The 14292-nt window shown below is 62.8% G+C and carries 16 protein-coding genes; 7 read left to right on the top strand and 9 right to left on the bottom strand.

Annotation, left to right across the window (positions count from 1 at the left end):
* Positions 1–27: 27 nt before the first annotated feature.
* Positions 28–516, bottom strand: a complete 489-nt coding sequence (locus ACS4RS_RS15095; RefSeq protein ID WP_003593477.1) for an RrF2 family transcriptional regulator — start codon at positions 514–516, stop codon at positions 28–30.
* 272 nt (positions 517–788) lie between these two features.
* Here ACS4RS_RS15095 and ACS4RS_RS15090 point away from each other — a divergent pair, with 272 nt between their 5' ends.
* The 3 genes from ACS4RS_RS15090 to ACS4RS_RS15080 are packed head-to-tail and all read left to right on the top strand — an operon-like array spanning position 789 to position 2492.
* On the top strand, positions 789–1169 hold the full coding sequence (locus ACS4RS_RS15090; protein WP_439010328.1) for a COG4315 family predicted lipoprotein: 381 nt from the start codon (positions 789–791) through the stop codon (positions 1167–1169).
* 28 nt (positions 1170–1197) lie between these two features.
* A complete protein-coding gene (locus tag ACS4RS_RS15085) occupies positions 1198–1713 on the top strand; it encodes a sigma-70 family RNA polymerase sigma factor (protein WP_439010329.1) in 516 nt (171 codons plus the stop codon).
* Positions 1710–2492: an anti-sigma factor family protein gene (locus tag ACS4RS_RS15080; protein WP_439010330.1), complete on the top strand. Its 783-nt coding sequence runs from the start codon at positions 1710–1712 to the stop codon at positions 2490–2492. Before ACS4RS_RS15085 ends, ACS4RS_RS15080 begins: the two co-directional genes overlap by 4 nt.
* Before the next feature lie 3 nt (positions 2493–2495).
* Here ACS4RS_RS15080 and ACS4RS_RS15075 read toward each other — a convergent pair whose 3' ends face one another.
* Genes ACS4RS_RS15075 through nthA form a run of 3 tightly spaced genes read right to left on the bottom strand, consistent with a single transcriptional unit; the run spans position 2496 to position 4193 of the window.
* Entirely contained in the window at positions 2496–2867 is a 372-nt protein-coding gene (locus tag ACS4RS_RS15075) for a nitrile hydratase accessory protein (protein ID WP_439010331.1), read from the bottom strand.
* Positions 2854–3513 carry a nitrile hydratase subunit beta gene (gene nthB / locus ACS4RS_RS15070; protein ID WP_439010332.1) on the bottom strand — a complete coding sequence of 220 codons (660 nt, stop codon included), beginning with the start codon at positions 3511–3513 and terminating at the stop codon, positions 2854–2856. Before nthB ends, ACS4RS_RS15075 begins: the two co-directional genes overlap by 14 nt.
* Positions 3510–4193 (bottom strand): nitrile hydratase subunit alpha, encoded by a 684-nt coding sequence (gene nthA, locus ACS4RS_RS15065; RefSeq protein ID WP_439010333.1) that lies wholly within the window; start codon positions 4191–4193, stop codon positions 3510–3512. The genes nthB and nthA overlap by 4 nt, the downstream gene beginning before the upstream one ends.
* Positions 4194–4520: 327 nt before the next feature.
* Between nthA and ACS4RS_RS15060 the strand changes: the two genes are divergently transcribed.
* Both ACS4RS_RS15060 and ACS4RS_RS15055 read left to right on the top strand, forming a co-directional pair.
* Positions 4521–5795, top strand: coding sequence for an NAD(P)H-binding protein (locus tag ACS4RS_RS15060; protein ID WP_439010334.1), 1275 nt, complete (start codon positions 4521–4523; stop codon positions 5793–5795).
* On the top strand, positions 5795–6271 hold the full coding sequence (locus ACS4RS_RS15055; RefSeq protein ID WP_439010335.1) for a DUF2269 family protein: 477 nt from the start codon (positions 5795–5797) through the stop codon (positions 6269–6271). The genes ACS4RS_RS15060 and ACS4RS_RS15055 overlap by 1 nt, the downstream gene beginning before the upstream one ends.
* Here ACS4RS_RS15055 and ACS4RS_RS15050 read toward each other — a convergent pair.
* Positions 6263–6856, bottom strand: a complete 594-nt coding sequence (locus tag ACS4RS_RS15050; RefSeq protein WP_439010336.1) for a LysE family transporter — start codon at positions 6854–6856, stop codon at positions 6263–6265. The genes ACS4RS_RS15055 and ACS4RS_RS15050 overlap by 9 nt on opposite strands.
* A gap of 150 nt (positions 6857–7006) precedes the next feature.
* Between ACS4RS_RS15050 and ACS4RS_RS15045 the strand changes: the two genes are divergently transcribed.
* On the top strand, positions 7007–7855 hold the full coding sequence (locus ACS4RS_RS15045; protein WP_439010337.1) for an aldo/keto reductase: 849 nt from the start codon (positions 7007–7009) through the stop codon (positions 7853–7855).
* Between the two features lie 40 nt (positions 7856–7895).
* Here ACS4RS_RS15045 and ilvN read toward each other — a convergent pair whose 3' ends face one another.
* Positions 7896–8468 (bottom strand): acetolactate synthase small subunit, encoded by a 573-nt coding sequence (gene ilvN / locus ACS4RS_RS15040; RefSeq protein ID WP_097629311.1) that lies wholly within the window; start codon positions 8466–8468, stop codon positions 7896–7898.
* 82 nt (positions 8469–8550) lie between these two features.
* Entirely contained in the window at positions 8551–10341 is a 1791-nt protein-coding gene (locus tag ACS4RS_RS15035; protein WP_097629310.1) for an acetolactate synthase 3 large subunit, read from the bottom strand.
* A 324-nt stretch (positions 10342–10665) separates the two neighbouring features.
* On the opposite strand from ACS4RS_RS15035, the gene ACS4RS_RS15030 reads away from it, so the two are divergent.
* Positions 10666–12690 carry a helicase HerA domain-containing protein gene (locus ACS4RS_RS15030; protein ID WP_439010338.1) on the top strand — a complete coding sequence of 675 codons (2025 nt, stop codon included), beginning with the start codon at positions 10666–10668 and terminating at the stop codon, positions 12688–12690.
* Here ACS4RS_RS15030 and ACS4RS_RS15025 read toward each other — a convergent pair.
* Both ACS4RS_RS15025 and ACS4RS_RS15020 read right to left on the bottom strand, forming a co-directional pair.
* The gene (locus ACS4RS_RS15025) at positions 12675–13589 is read right to left on the bottom strand and encodes a dihydrodipicolinate synthase family protein (protein WP_439010339.1); all 915 of its coding nucleotides are present in this window, start codon (positions 13587–13589) and stop codon (positions 12675–12677) included. The genes ACS4RS_RS15030 and ACS4RS_RS15025 overlap by 16 nt on opposite strands.
* A 21-nt stretch (positions 13590–13610) precedes the next feature.
* A complete protein-coding gene (locus ACS4RS_RS15020) occupies positions 13611–14225 on the bottom strand; it encodes a LysE family transporter (RefSeq protein WP_439010340.1) in 615 nt (204 codons plus the stop codon).
* Positions 14226–14292: the final 67 nt, after the last annotated feature.

Here is a 14292-nt window from a genome sequence, read left to right as displayed (position 1 = left end):
CGTCCAATAATACGCACGGCCCTGCAATCAGCCGGCGCGCTTGAGCACCCATTCGAAGGTACTCCGCCAAAGCTCGGCCGGTACTTCCTCGGACAAGGTGCCGACCAGATCGGAAAGCCGGACGCGCCGCAGCGTATCGCGCCAGGCCTCGTCGGCTTCCCACATGATGCGGGCGACCGCGCAGGGCTTGCTGTCGCAATAGCCGGCCGGCCGACAGGGATTGTTGTCGCGGATGTTCGTGCAGGTGAAGCTGCGCGCCTTGCCCTCGACCGCTTCGACGATGTCGAGAAAATTGATCTCGGACGAGGGCCGGGCAAGCCGGTAACCGCCGCTCGGGCCGAGCGTGGTATCGACCAGCGATGCCTGCGAAAGGCTCTGCAGCGCCTTGGAGAGATATTCCTTCGGCAGGCCATGAAGCTCGGCGAGCGCCTTGGTGGAGAGATACCTGCCCTCGGGCAGGCCCGCGAGAATGGCGCAACAGTGGAGCGCCCACTCGACCTGGCTTTTCAGGATCATTCAGCAACTCGCGTGATGGCTGGTTCTGCGAACGGAATTAAGGATACATCATATCCGCAAATTGAAATGATGTAAACGACCCGCAAAAGCAGCGTGTTGCGGGAGTTGAAATCCTCCCAATCGTGCCGGCGACATAATTCCGCAGGGCTTAATCACAGCGAATGATCACCCGCCCGCGATAAAACTTTGCCTGCATGCGGAATAATACAGCCTCGTCTGGTGTCTCATGTCAGGTATCGCAAAATTGCGTGCCCAACCTGAGGAGAGACATCATGAAATCCGTGAAATTCCTGTCCGTCGTGGCCGCCGCAGCCCTCGCAGCGACCGCTGCTTTCGCAGCCGCTCCTGTCAAGGAAGTCGAATCCGCCAAGGGCAAGGTTCTTGCCGGCGAAAACGGCATGACCCTCTACACCTTCAAGAAGGACGCCAAGGGCGTTTCCAACTGCAATGGCGATTGCGCCAAGAACTGGCCGCCGCTGATGGCCGCTTCCGATGCCAAGGCCGATGGTGCATATTCGATCATCGACCGCAAGGATGGCAAGAAGCAATGGGCCAAGGACGGCATGCCGCTTTATTACTGGGTCAAGGACAAGAAGATGGGCGACATCACCGGCGATGGCGTCGGCGGCAACTGGGAGCTTGCCAAGCCTTGATCGCCTTGATCATCGGAAAGCGGCTGGCGTGAAAACACCCGCACCGGAAAGTTTCGAGGGCCAGATCCTGGCCCTCCTTCCCTCGCTCAGGCGCTATTCGCGCAGCTTGACGCGCTCGGATGCCGATGGCGAGGATCTGCTGCAGGACTGTGTTGAGAAGGTGCTGGCGCGCCGTGGCCAATGGCGCGGCCTCAACCTGCGCGGCTGGGTCCTGACCATTATGACCAATCTTTACCGCAACGGCCGGCGCGGCAAGGCGCGCGACGGGCTGGTGGAGCTTGATGCCGCCGGGGATATGGCCACTCCCGAACCGCCGGCCGATCCGCTGGAGCGCGCGCGGCTCGATAACGCACTGAACAGCCTTTCGGAGGAACACCGCGCCGTGCTGATGCTCGTGGTCATCGAAGGGTACACGTATAGCGAGGTCGCCGCTTCCCTCGACATTCCTATCGGCACCGTCATGTCCCGGCTGTCGCGCGCCCGCCAGCGCGTCGCCGAGAGGCTGAAGGCCGATAACGTCATTACGCTGCGGAGACCGAAATGAACGAAACAAACCCGATCGTCACCGAAGCCGATCTCCACGCCTATGCCGACGGCCAGCTGCCGGAAACCGCGCGCGCCCGCGTCGAAGCTTATCTTGCCGACAATCCCGACGAGGCGGCGCTGGTCGCCGAATGGCACGCGCAGAATAGCGGCATCCGATCGGTGTTTGCCGGTTACGAGAAGGCAAAGGACACCGACCCACTGCTCGTCGCCCCCACTCGCGCGGTCTCCTCTACGCCGAAACGCTGGGCGATTGCCACCGCTGCCCTCGTCGTCTTTACGCTCGGCGCCGTCAGCGGCCATTATGGCCCGGCACTGCTGGAAAGGCCGGCGTTGCAACTGACCGGTTCAGAAACCTTGCCGAAACAGGCCGAGACCGCATTCATGGTCTACGCCGCCGAGGTTCGCCACCCGGTCGAGGTCTTCGCTGACGAGGAGGCCCATCTCGCCACCTGGCTCGGCAAGCGCCTCGCCATCCAGAACCTGAAGATCCCGAACTTGCAATCGCTCGGCTTCAAGCTGGTTGGCGGGCGCCTGCTGCCGGTCGATGACAGACCGGGCGCCATGTTCATGTATGAGAACCAGGCGGGCGAACGCCTGACCGTCATCGTCGGCCGCAACACGGAAAACCGCACGACGAGCTTCCGCTTCGCCTCCTCGGGCAATCTCGAAACCTTCTACTGGATCGACGGCGAACTCGGTTATGCCGTCACCGGCGAAATCTCGCGTGAGACCCTGCGGGGTGTGGCCGAGGAGTGCTACAGGCAATTCCCTTCGTGAAGATCAGCGCAGCGGATCGTTGGCAAGTTCGATCGGCTGCCCATGCGGCGTGGCTTCGGCCGCCCGCTGCCAGCTCTGCTGCAGGTCGAGGATGACGGATGCATCCGCTATGCCGCGGCTGACGAGCAGTTCGGAAAGGGCCGCCACCCAGCAGTCGAAATAATCGCGGCCATCGCCAGCGCGGCCGGGCTTATGCAACTCCTTGGACAGTGCCTTGGCCCATTCGCTCCAGGCGAACAGCCCCTTCTCGTGCAGATGCACCGTCATGGCGAAAGCGTCCGCCGCCCAAGGCTCGGGAAAAACCGGATCACCTTTGGGCGACCTCGGCAACCCAAGCGATTGCGCCAGCTCAGACGGCGTCTCACAAACGCTCAAGATAGCTCTCCCATGCATCGATGGAGACCGACAGCGACGGATCCGCTCCCCCACCCCAGATCTCACCGCCGCCGAAGACGACGGTATAGAGCCATTGCGGATTCTCGCCTCGGCCATGCGCATTGTCGTCGGGGAAGACGAAAGCCCCTTGCACCGCCTCGACGACGCCCGTCTTGGCGCGCGCATAACGCGGCAGCCGCGTATGGGTGGTCGGACTGAAATTCTTCGTCTTCACCGTCTCGCCGACCGCAAAGAGCGGTGCGGTTTCGACAGGCCGATCGCAAGGCCCGCCTTTCGCCAGCGCGCCCGGCACCATCTCCGCCTTCAGCACCCGCTTCGGCGCAGCACTCTCCTCCAGCTTGCGGCCGGACAGCAACTCCTCGCGCGTTGCGAAACCGTGCCGCGCCAGCAACGTCTCGACGCCGCGGATCCAGATCTCGTAATAGCTGGCGGCGAGATAATCGGCCGGCGGAATGTTTTCGCGGGCATGCCGGCTTTCGTCGATCGTCCATGCGCCGAAGGCGCCGCAGGAAAGCGTGATGCCGAGTGCCCGCTTTTCCCATTCGGCATGGAAACAGGGCTCGTCCTTTTCAGGCACAACAGGCCCGAAGCCCATCTGCCCGCCGAGATCGTGCGGTCCGTTCATGGCAGAGCCTCCGGGCTGCCGGCAGCTGAAATCTTCGAGCTGACTGCGATCGCCGTGCCGATCATCGCATCGCGGCTGACGAGGCTGGCCAGTGCGGCTTCGTCCATTCCGTCGGTTCCGTCCGGCCGTTCGGGGATAACGAGATAACGCAGCTCCGCCGTCGAATCCCAGACGCGGATCTTCTTTTCCTCCGGCAGCGTCAGACCGAATTCGGCAAGCACGCCGCGCGGATCGATGACCGCACGCGAGCGATAGGCCGGCGCCTTGTACCAGACGGGCGGCAGGCCGAGCACCGACCAGGGATAACAGGAGCAAAGCGTGCAGACGATGAGATTATGGGTTTCGGGCGTGTTGAAGACGGCGCGCATATGCTCGCCCTGCCGGCCGGTATAACCGAGGCTCGCAATCGCCGCCGTCGCATCGCGCTTCAGCCACGCGGCGAAATCGGCATCGCTCCAGGCCTTGGCGACGACATGCGCCCCATTCCTCGGCCCCACCTTCGTCTCGTAGGTCTCAACAATCGCATCGATCGCCGCCGGATCGATCAGCCCCTTCTCCGTCAGCAGCGTTTCCAGCGCTTTTACCCGGGCCTGCATGTCGGAATACTGGTTGTCGTGGTGGTGGTGGTCATGATTGTGGTGGTGACCGTGGTCGCCATTTTGGTCGTGGTCGTTGTGCATCGCAATATCCTCCCGGAACGCGGATAGGCGCCCCACTTACTCTCGCGCGGCCGAACCAGGGGGGAGAAGGTGGCCCGAAGGGTCGGATGAGGGGGCCGCACGGTACACCCTTCACACTGCCCATCGCTCGCGCTCAGCACACTCGCTCCTGGCGTCGCTCACCCCTCATCTGCCTGCCGGCATCTTCTCCCCGTAGGGGAGAAGAGAGATGTGGTGGGGGGTCCCTCAAAGCATCGTTCGTGGAAATATTCACCACTCTTTCTATCATACACCACAACCCCGCCAAGCCCTTCTATGCGCTCTGATCTTTTCCGCTAATCTCCCGCCATGAACATTCTGATTCTCGGCGCAACCGGCTTCATAGGCTCCGTCGTCGCGGCCCGGCTCGTCGCCGATGGGCATGCCGTAACCGGGCTCGGCCGCAGTCCCATGCGTGCCCGCCTGAAACAGCCGGCGATCGAATGGCGGCGCGCCGATCTCGCGCGCATGACAAAGCCCGGGGACTGGGAAGACCTTCTTAAAAACCAGCACGCCGTCGTCAATTGCGCCGGCGCGCTACAGGATGGGCTCTGCGATGATCTCTCGGCTATGCAGGCCGAGGCGATGCTGGCGCTCTATGCCGCCGCCAAACGCACATCGCAGCCTCTGATCGTGCAGATATCGGCAAGGACGGCGGGAGCGGCAGGCGACCTGCCCTTCCTCGCCACCAAGCGGCGGGCCGACGAGGCGCTGGCAGCAAGCGGCCTGCCTCATCTCATCCTCCGCCCTGCCCTCGTTCTCGGCCGCAATGCCCATGGCGGCTCGTCGCTGCTCAGGGCGCTTGCCGCCTTTCCGCTGGCGCTGCCGCTCGTCCATGCCGACAGTCCGGTCGAAACGCTTTCGGTGGACGACCTGGCGGAAGCCGTATCCCAGGCGGTCGCAGGCGGCCTCCGCGGGGATATCGATCTTGCTGCCGAAAAGGTTCTCACCCTCGCCGATCTCGTCGGCCTTCATCGGCAATGGCTGGGCCTGCCGCCCGCCCGCGTCTTGTCCCTTGCCCCTTGGCTTGCCAGGCCGGCGACGTCGCTTGCCGATATGGCGGGGCTGCTCGGCTGGCGTTCGCCGCTACGCTCGACGGCGATGACCGTCATGTCGGAGGGCATACGAAGCGCGAAACGGGAAAGCGGCCTAACCGCGACATCGGCGGCGGCAACGCTCTCGGCCAATCCCTCCGGCGTGCAGGATCTCTGGTTTGCCCGGCTCTATCTCCTGAAACCGCTCGTCATATCAGGCCTCTCCGCTTTCTGGCTGCTCTCCGGCCTCATGCCGCTGCTGGCACTCACGAAGACATCCGCCCACTTCCTGCCGTTCATGCCGGAGGTCGCGGCAACGGCGCTGACGCTTGCGAGCTGCTTGATCGACGTGGCGCTCGGCGCTGCCGTGCTTGTCCGTCCGCTCGCCAAACGCGCGCTTCTCGGCATGCTGGCCGTCTCTTTCGCCTATCTCACCGGCGCCAGCCTGCTCGAACCCGCGCTGTGGCTCGATCTGCTCGGCCCCCTCGTCAAGGTGCTACCGTCGATCCTGCTGACGCTGACCGCCCTTGCCACCCTGGATGAACGCTGATGCTCGAGGAATGGCTGCTGCTTGCCCATGTCGTCGGCGCGACCGTGCTCTTCGGCACCGGCGCCGGCATCGCCTTCTTCATGGTGATGGCGCATTGCACGCGTAATCCCGTTCTGATCGCCCATGTCGCCGGAACCGTCGTCATTGCCGATACGATCTTCACCGCCACCGCCGCCATTTTCCAACCCGTGACCGGATATCTGCTGGCGCGGGCGATCGGCTGGGAGCTTTGGGAAGGCTGGATCGCGCTGTCGCTGCTGCTTTATATCGTCACCGGCCTGTTCTGGCTGCCGGTCGTCTGGATCCAGATCCGGCTGCGCAATCTCGCTCGTGTCGCAGCAAAATCCGGAAGCGCCTTGCCGCCGGCCTATTTCAGCCTCTACCGCATCTGGTTCGCCTGCGGCTTTCCGGCCTTCTTTGCTGTCCTCGGCATTCTCTGGCTGATGCTGACGAAACCGTCGATCGCTCTATTTTAACATCGGCCAGAGGCTCGCCACCAGAAGCACCGCCATGCTGATATTGAACCATTTCAGCCGTACCGGATCAGAAAGCCATTCCTGCAACGCCGAGCCGAAACCTGCCCAGGTCGAAACGCTCGGCACATTGACCGCCGCAAAGGCCAGGCCGACGAGAAGCACGCTGACGAGATAGAGCTCCGGATTGGTATAGGTCGCCATCGCAGTGACCGCCATCACCCAGGCTTTCGGATTGACCCATTGGAAGACAGCCGCCGAGAAGAAGGACATCGGCTCGACGGCGCTCTTGCCTTCGCTCAGCGAACGTGATGAGGCGATCTTCCAGGCGATCCAGACGAGATAGGCGCCGCCCGCAAATTTCAACGCCGTATAGACGGCCGGCATCGTGTGCAGCACCGCGCCGAGCCCGAGACCGACGCCGATCAGCAGCGAGAAGAAGCCGACACCGATGCCGAACATATGCGGGATCGTTCTGCGGAAGCCGAAATTCACGCCCGATGCGAAGAGCATCATATTGTTCGGCCCGGGCGTGATCGACGTCGTGAAGGCAAATAGCACGAGGGCGAGAAACGTATCCAGCGGCATGCGACCTCCCGAGGCCGGCTTTCCCGCAGGCCGTTTATTTAGGTCAGCATAACTGCCCTAAATCACCGATGCCATTACATCATTGTCATGGTGACAGGATTACTTGAAAGATGGCCGCACGGCCCAATCTCTCTCCCAGGAAAAAGCCCCATGCAGGATGACCCAATTCCATTCGTCAGATTTCCGAACGGCGCGCAAGTGCCGGCGCTCGGCCAGGGAACCTGGGCCATGGGCGAGGATGCCGGCCATGCCAGGGCCGAGATCGAAAGCCTCAAAGCCGGCATCGATCTGGGGATGACACTGATCGACACCGCCGAAATGTATGGCGACGGCGGCGCCGAGGAGATCGTCGGCCAGGCGATCAAGGGACGGCGCGACGAGGTCTTCATCGTCAGCAAGGTCTATCCCTGGAATGCCAGCCTGAAAGGCACGGTGGAAGCCTGCGAGCACAGCCTGGAGCGGCTCGGTACCGACCGCATCGATCTCTATCTTCTGCACTGGCGCGGCAGTCATCCGCTGGCGGAGACCGTCGCGGCCTTCGAAATGCTGAAGGCTTCCGGCAAGATCGGCGCCTGGGGCGTCTCCAACTTCGACACCGGCGACATGGAGGAACTGTTCACCGTGCCCGACGGCGCCAATGTCGCCGCCAATCAGGTGCTCTACAACCTCTCCCGCCGCGGCATCGAATTCGACCTTTTGCCCTGGTGCCAGAGCCGCGGCATTCCGGTCATGGCCTATTCGCCGATCGAGCAGGGACATATCCTGCATCATCCCGAGCTGATCAGCATCGCCAAGGCCTATCAGGCAACACCCGCCCAGCTGGCGCTCGCCTTCCTGCTGGAACGCAACGGCGTCATCGTCATCCCGAAAACCTCGAATGCCGCCCGCGCCGCGGAAAACCGCGACTGCGTTTCCCTCGATATTACCGACGAGGATTGGCAGGCGCTCGACGCCGCCTTCCCGCCGCCGGCAAAGAAAAAGCCGCTGGAGATGCTCTGACCTCCAGCGGTTTTTTGCACTGTTGTGGTGCGTGCCCGGCTCACATGCCCTGCGCGCCACGGTTCATCGCGGCGATGCCGGTGCGGCAGACCTCGATGAGCCCCAGCGGCTTCATGATCGCCACGAACTGGTCGATCTTCGACGACTTGCCGGTGATCTCCAGGATGAAGTGACCGACCGTCGCATCCACCACCTTGGCATGGAAGGCATCGGCAAGGCGCAGCGTCTCGGCGCGCATCTCGCCCTCGCCGATCACCTTGACCAGCGCCACCTCGCGCTCGATCGGCCGGTCCTGGCCGAGTTCGCGGGCGCGCACCGTCAGATCGACGACGCGGTGCACCGGCACGATGCGCTCGAGTTGCGCCTTGATCTGTTCTAGCACGTGCGGCGTGCCGCGGGTGACGATGGTGATGCGGGAAAGATGCGCCTGATGCTCGGTCTCGGAGACCGTCAGGCTCTCGATATTGTAGCCGCGGCCGGAAAACAGGCCGATGACCCGGGCAAGGACGCCCGGCTCGTTGTCGACGAGGATGGAAAGCGTGTGGCTTTCGATCGCCGCCGTTTCCGGCGAGATGAAGTAAGCGGAGCCCGTGGGCTGTAGGTGTGCGTTCATGGTCTTGAGTTTCCTCTTCCCTGCCGCATAACCCCGAAAACCGGAAGCGATTTCCGGAAAGGATTATGCGCAAATTAAAATGTCAGACGAGCGCGCGGCCCTTGGCGTCGATCGCATTGGCGACCGCTTCGTCGGTGGCTTCATCAGGCAGCAGCATTTCATTATGCGCTTTGCCCGAGGGGATCATCGGGAAGCAGTTGGCGAGGTTCGCAACGCGGCAATCGAAGATGACGGGCTTTCTGACCTCGATCATCTCGACAATGGCGTCGTCGAGCTCATCCGGCTTTTCGCAGCGCAGGCCGACGGCGCCATAGGCTTCCGCCAGCTTGACGAAATCGGGCATCGCCTCGGTATAAGAGTTCGACAGGCGGTTGCCGTGCAGCAGCTGCTGCCACTGGCGCACCATGCCCATATACTGGTTGTTCATGATGAAGATCTTGATCGGCGCATCGTGCTGGATCGCCGCCGACATTTCCTGAATGCACATCTGGATCGAGGCATCGCCGGCAATATCGATGACGAGGCTGTCGGGATGGGCGATCTGCACGCCGAGTGCGGCCGGCAGGCCGTAGCCCATCGTGCCGAGGCCGCCCGACGTCATCCAGCGGTTCGGCTGCTCGAAGCCGAAGAACTGCGCCGCCCACATCTGATGCTGGCCGACTTCCGTGGTGATGTAGGTATCGCGGTCCTTGGTATGCGCATAGAGCCGCTCCAGCGCATATTGCGGCATGATGACATCGTTGCTCCTTGTGTAGGCGAAGGAGTTGCGCGCCCGCCAGCGGGCGATATCGGTCCACCAGTCTTCGAGACGGTTCTTCTCCGGCTTCTTCGGCAGCGCCCGCCACAAGCGGACCATATCTTCAAGGACATGACCGACGTCACCGCGAATGCCGATATCGACCCGGACATTCTTGTTGATCGAAGAGGGATCGACATCGATATGGATCTTCTTCGAGTTCGGCGAAAAGGCGTTGAGGCGGCCGGTGATGCGGTCGTCGAAGCGGGCCCCGATGCAGACCATGACGTCGCAGTCGTGCATCGCCATGTTGGCCTCGTAGGAGCCGTGCATGCCGAGCATCTTCAGCCAGTTCTTGCCCGAAGCCGGGTAGGCGCCGAGGCCCATCAGCGTCGAGGTGATCGGGAAATCGGTGAGCTCGACCAGCTCGCGCAGCAGCTTGGACGCCTCAGGGCCGGAATTGATGACACCGCCGCCGGAATAGATGATCGGACGGCGCGCAGTCGCCATCAGCTCGATCGCCGCATGGATCTGGTTGAGGTCGCCCTGGATCTTCGGCTGATAGCTCTTCTGGATCGCGTAATCGGCGGGCGGCGTGTAGGTGCCGGTCGCAAACTGCACGTCTTTCGGAATATCGACGACGACCGGGCCCGGACGGCCGGACTGAGCGATGCGGAAAGCCTCGTGAATGACGGCGGCGAGCTGGTTGACGTCCTTGACCAGCCAGTTGTGCTTGGTGCAGGGCCGGGTGATGCCGACCGTGTCGCATTCCTGGAAGGCGTCGGAGCCGATCAGCGGGGTCGGAACCTGACCGGTCAGGCAGACGAGCGGGATCGAATCCATCAGCGCGTCCTGCAGCGGCGTGACCGCATTGGTGGCGCCCGGGCCCGAGGTGACCAGCATGACGCCGACCTTGCCGGTGGAGCGGGCGTAACCTTCGGCCGCATGGCCTGCTCCCTGCTCGTGGCGGACGAGGATGTGCTTGACCTCTTCCTGCTGGAAGATCTCGTCATAGATCGGCAGGACCGCGCCGCCGGGATAGCCGAAGATATGTTCGACGCCGTTGTCCTTCAGCGCCTTGAGAACGATCTCCGCTCCCGTCATCCGATTGCCTGCCGCCTGATTGTCCGTGCTCATCTGTCTGTTCCGTTTGATGCTGGGATTGCGTTTGTGGCCGGAAGCCCGAATTTTGGGCATAAAAAAAGGCCCCGGAGGAGCCTGTCATCTAGCGCATGGGTGGCTACCGCCGGATGGTTACACCATCCTGCCCATGCGCTTTCCCACCACGATAAGAGCCGTTGCGATTTTCATGGTCGGAAGTGATAGACAGAAAATTTCGCAGCGTCAACGCATGCCGCAATAAAAATCCATCCGCGCTCCTTTACCCTCTAAAAACCATGGTTTGAAGGATTTGTTAAAGGATGGGCTTTATTATTCAGCCCCATTGCAGGGAGTAGCCCTTTGCTCAACAACGACTTGCGCGTGTCTGGCAAGGCAGGCGAGCACGATCGACGCGACGGCCATGCGCCGGGAAATCGCTTTCTCGGCCGCGTCGTTGCCTGCAGCGGCTCGCGGGCGACGATTGCCGCCGTCGCCGAAGAAGGCGGCACCGATCTGACCGAACTCTGGTCCGTCGGCCGGCTGATTTCGATCAGCGTCGGCCGCAACCGCGTCGTTGCCCTCGTCTATCAGATGAACACCGGCAGCCATGCCTGGGGCGAAGGCGAGGACAACAATTTCAAGATCGAGACAGAACTCCTCGGCGAAGTCCGTGTCGATGAGGACGGGCGCGAGGAATTCTCCACCGGCATTTCACGTTATCCCTATCTCGGCGCCATCGCCCACCGCATCCGCGCCGCCGACCTGATGCGCATCTATGATGCCGGAGAAGGCACGACCGCCGTCATCGGTAAGCTGACCCAGGACGAAAGCATCGATGCGGCGATCCACATCCCCTCGATGCTCTCCAAGCATTTCGCCGTCGTTGGCTCCACCGGTGTCGGCAAGTCGACAGCCGTGTCGCTGCTGCTGCACAAGGCGATCGCAGCCAACCCGAAGCTGCGGGTGCTGATCCTCGATCCACATAACGAATTCGCCGCCGCCTTTCCCAAGCACGCAGTCACAATCGATACCGATACGCTCGACCTGCCCTTCTGGCTGATGCGGCTGGAGGAATTCGCCGAAGTGGTCTTTCGCGGCCGCCCGCCGGTGCCGGAAGAGCTCGACATGCTGCGCGATATCCTGCCCGAGGCCAAGCGCGCCTTCCGCGGCAGCGACAACTCGCTGGTGCGCCGCACGACGGAAAAGAGCTCGATCACCGCCGACACGCCGGTTCCCTACCGCATGGCCGATCTGTTGGCGCTGATCGACGAGCGCATCGGCCGCCTGGAAGGCCGCACGGAAAAACCTTTCCTGCGGTCGCTGAAGATGCGCCTCATCGCCGCGATCAACGATCCGCGCTATCACTTCATGTTCTCCAACAACACGATCAGTGACACGATCACCGAGACCATTGCGCAGATCTTCCGCATTCCCGGCGAGAACCGTCCGATCTGCACCTTCCAACTGGCCGGCATTCCCTCCGAGGTGGTCAATTCGGTCGCCTCCGTGCTCTGCCGCATGGCCTTCGAGGTGGCGCTCTGGAGCGAGGGCGCCATCCACATGCTCGTCGTCTGCGAGGAAGCCCACCGCTATATCCCTTCCGATCCGACGCTCGGCTTCGTGCCGACGCGCCAGGCGATCGCCCGCATCGCCAAGGAAGGCCGCAAATACGGCGTCTCGCTGGGGATCATCACCCAGCGGCCGGGCGAGCTCGACCAGACGATCCTCTCGCAGTGCTCGACGCTCTTTGCCATGCGCCTCGCCAACGATCGCGACCAGGAAATCATCCGCTCGGCCATCCCGAATTCGTCGATCTCGACGACGAGCTTCATTTCTTCGATCGGCAACGGCGAGGCGATTGCCTTCGGTGAGGCGATCAGCGTGCCGATGCGCATGCGCTTTTCCCGCGTCGACGACAGCCTGCTGCCGAAGGCTGCCAGCGCCAACAGCAAGCACAGCGAGGAAGATCCGGATACGGTCGATCTGCGCAAGATCGTCACCCGCATGCGCGCGGTCACCGTTGGACCCGACATTTCGAATTTCCAGCAGAACTATGCGGCCTCAGCGGCAGCCCACGACGAGGTTGATGCGGCCGCCGATGATATCGAAGCAACGCCCTACACGCCGCCTGCCCCGTCGGCCGCTCCGCTCGAATCCTACCGGCGGGAACTGCTACCGCAGACGCCACGGCTCGACCCCGCCGCGCCGCCGGCGACCGATCCCCGGCTGGACGCGCTGCGCCGCGAGATGCGCCGCGAAGAGCCGGTCTTTCAGCGGCCGGCGCCTCCGGCCGACCAGCCCGCAATCACCCGTCGAGAACCCGGCCCGTCGCTGCGCGAAAGCATTCTGAAAAAGCCGCTGAGCAGCCTTTACAACAAGGATTGACGCTCCAAAGCTGTGAGCGGCTCGGTAACGTCGAGCACACGCTGCCGCAACGTCGGGCCAAGCGGCAAGAGAGGCCGCGGCAGCTCTGCTTGGGCCAGCAAAAGATGCGCGACCAGCGTATAGACCACACGGATGCTTCCGAATTCCTTGAACATCTTCCAAAGCGGCTCAAGCAGCCCATCGAGCCTGCGCGCCTCATTGCCGTCACCTGCAATCGCCGCCTTGGTCAAGGCAAGGGCCGTGCGCGGCAGCAAGCCGCCGACGACGCTGTACCATGCGTCGGCGCCTGAGAGCAGCGCTTCGGCCGCGCCCCAGTCGCCGCTATAACCGATCGCGAGACCGGTCTTCTCATGCAATGCTGCAAGTTCCCCCCGCACATCGCCGCCGGCCGGCAAGGGCATCTTCACCGCCCGGATTGTCTCGATTTCGGAAAGGCGCTGCAGAAGCTTGCGGCTGAAGGTGAAGTGGGTGGTGCCGGGATTGTTGTAGATACAGAGCGGCAGCGTCACCGCTTTGGTGACCGCGAGAAAGTGCTGGTAGGCTTCTTCCTCGGTCAGCGGCGTATAGGATACCGGCGCCAGCAGAAGCGCGTCCGCGCCGGCCGCCTCGGCATCTCTGGCAAGACCCTGGGCATGATCAGTCCGGAGATCCCCGACGCCGACGACGATGGGAATACGCCCCTTAACGCATTCGACCGCCGCCTTGACGGCCCGCAGCCGTTCCTCGCGCGTGAGATAGGAGTAGATTCCAGTGCTGCCGAGAAGGCCGATGGAGGCGACGCCGGCGTCACACAGAGGTTCGAGAAGGCGGCAGAGGGCTTCCGTGTCCACCCGGCCATTGATGTCGGCCGGCGTTGGCGGAAAGGCCGAAAGGCCATGAAACGGAGAAACGGAAGACATGATGCGATCCTGAAACAGCGATCAGTGCGAGAATAGCAGGCGCGATCCGGCGCCCGCAAAGAACACGGCGAGACTTCCTTCGATCCAGCGGCGCGCCCGCGCATAGCCGCGCACCATCGGCGCAGTCGAGAACAGCAGCGCATAACCGGAAAATATCGAAATCCCCAAAAGCACGCAGCCGCCGAACGCGGTAACCGCCATCTCCGGCGAAGCGCCGGGCTTGAGACCGAGCGACATGATCGCCACCCAGGCCAGAACCGCCTTCGGATTCCCGAGATGCATCAGAATACCGCGACGATACAGTGCCCCGAGCTCCGCGCCGGGCCGAACGACCGCGCTTGCCGATCTATGCGTGGCCGCCGCCGAGCGGGCCGCCTTCCAGGCGAGCCAAAGGAGGTAAAGCCCACCCGCGACCTTTAGGATGAACAGCGCATGGGCATAGCGGACAAGGAGCGTCGAGATGCCCGTCACCGCGATCAGACCCCAGCATGTCGACATCGTGATGACCCCGGCGGCAAGCGCCAAAGCCGGTCGCCGCCCCTGGCTCATCGCCACGTTCATGATCGCCATGTTGCTGGGTCCGGGACTGCCGGCCGCGATGACGTAGGCGATATAGACGACGAGAAGATCCTGCATTTCCATTCTTCCGGAAGCATCCAATTCGCTTCCTTCTCCTCGAAAATTGGTCCATCATGAAGCACCA

The organism is Rhizobium sp. F40D2, assembly GCF_051810745.2.
Classification (GTDB): Bacteria; Pseudomonadota; Alphaproteobacteria; order Rhizobiales; family Rhizobiaceae; genus Rhizobium.
Note: the sequence above shows the minus strand (reverse complement) of the source record. Positions and strands in the feature narration are given on the sequence as shown.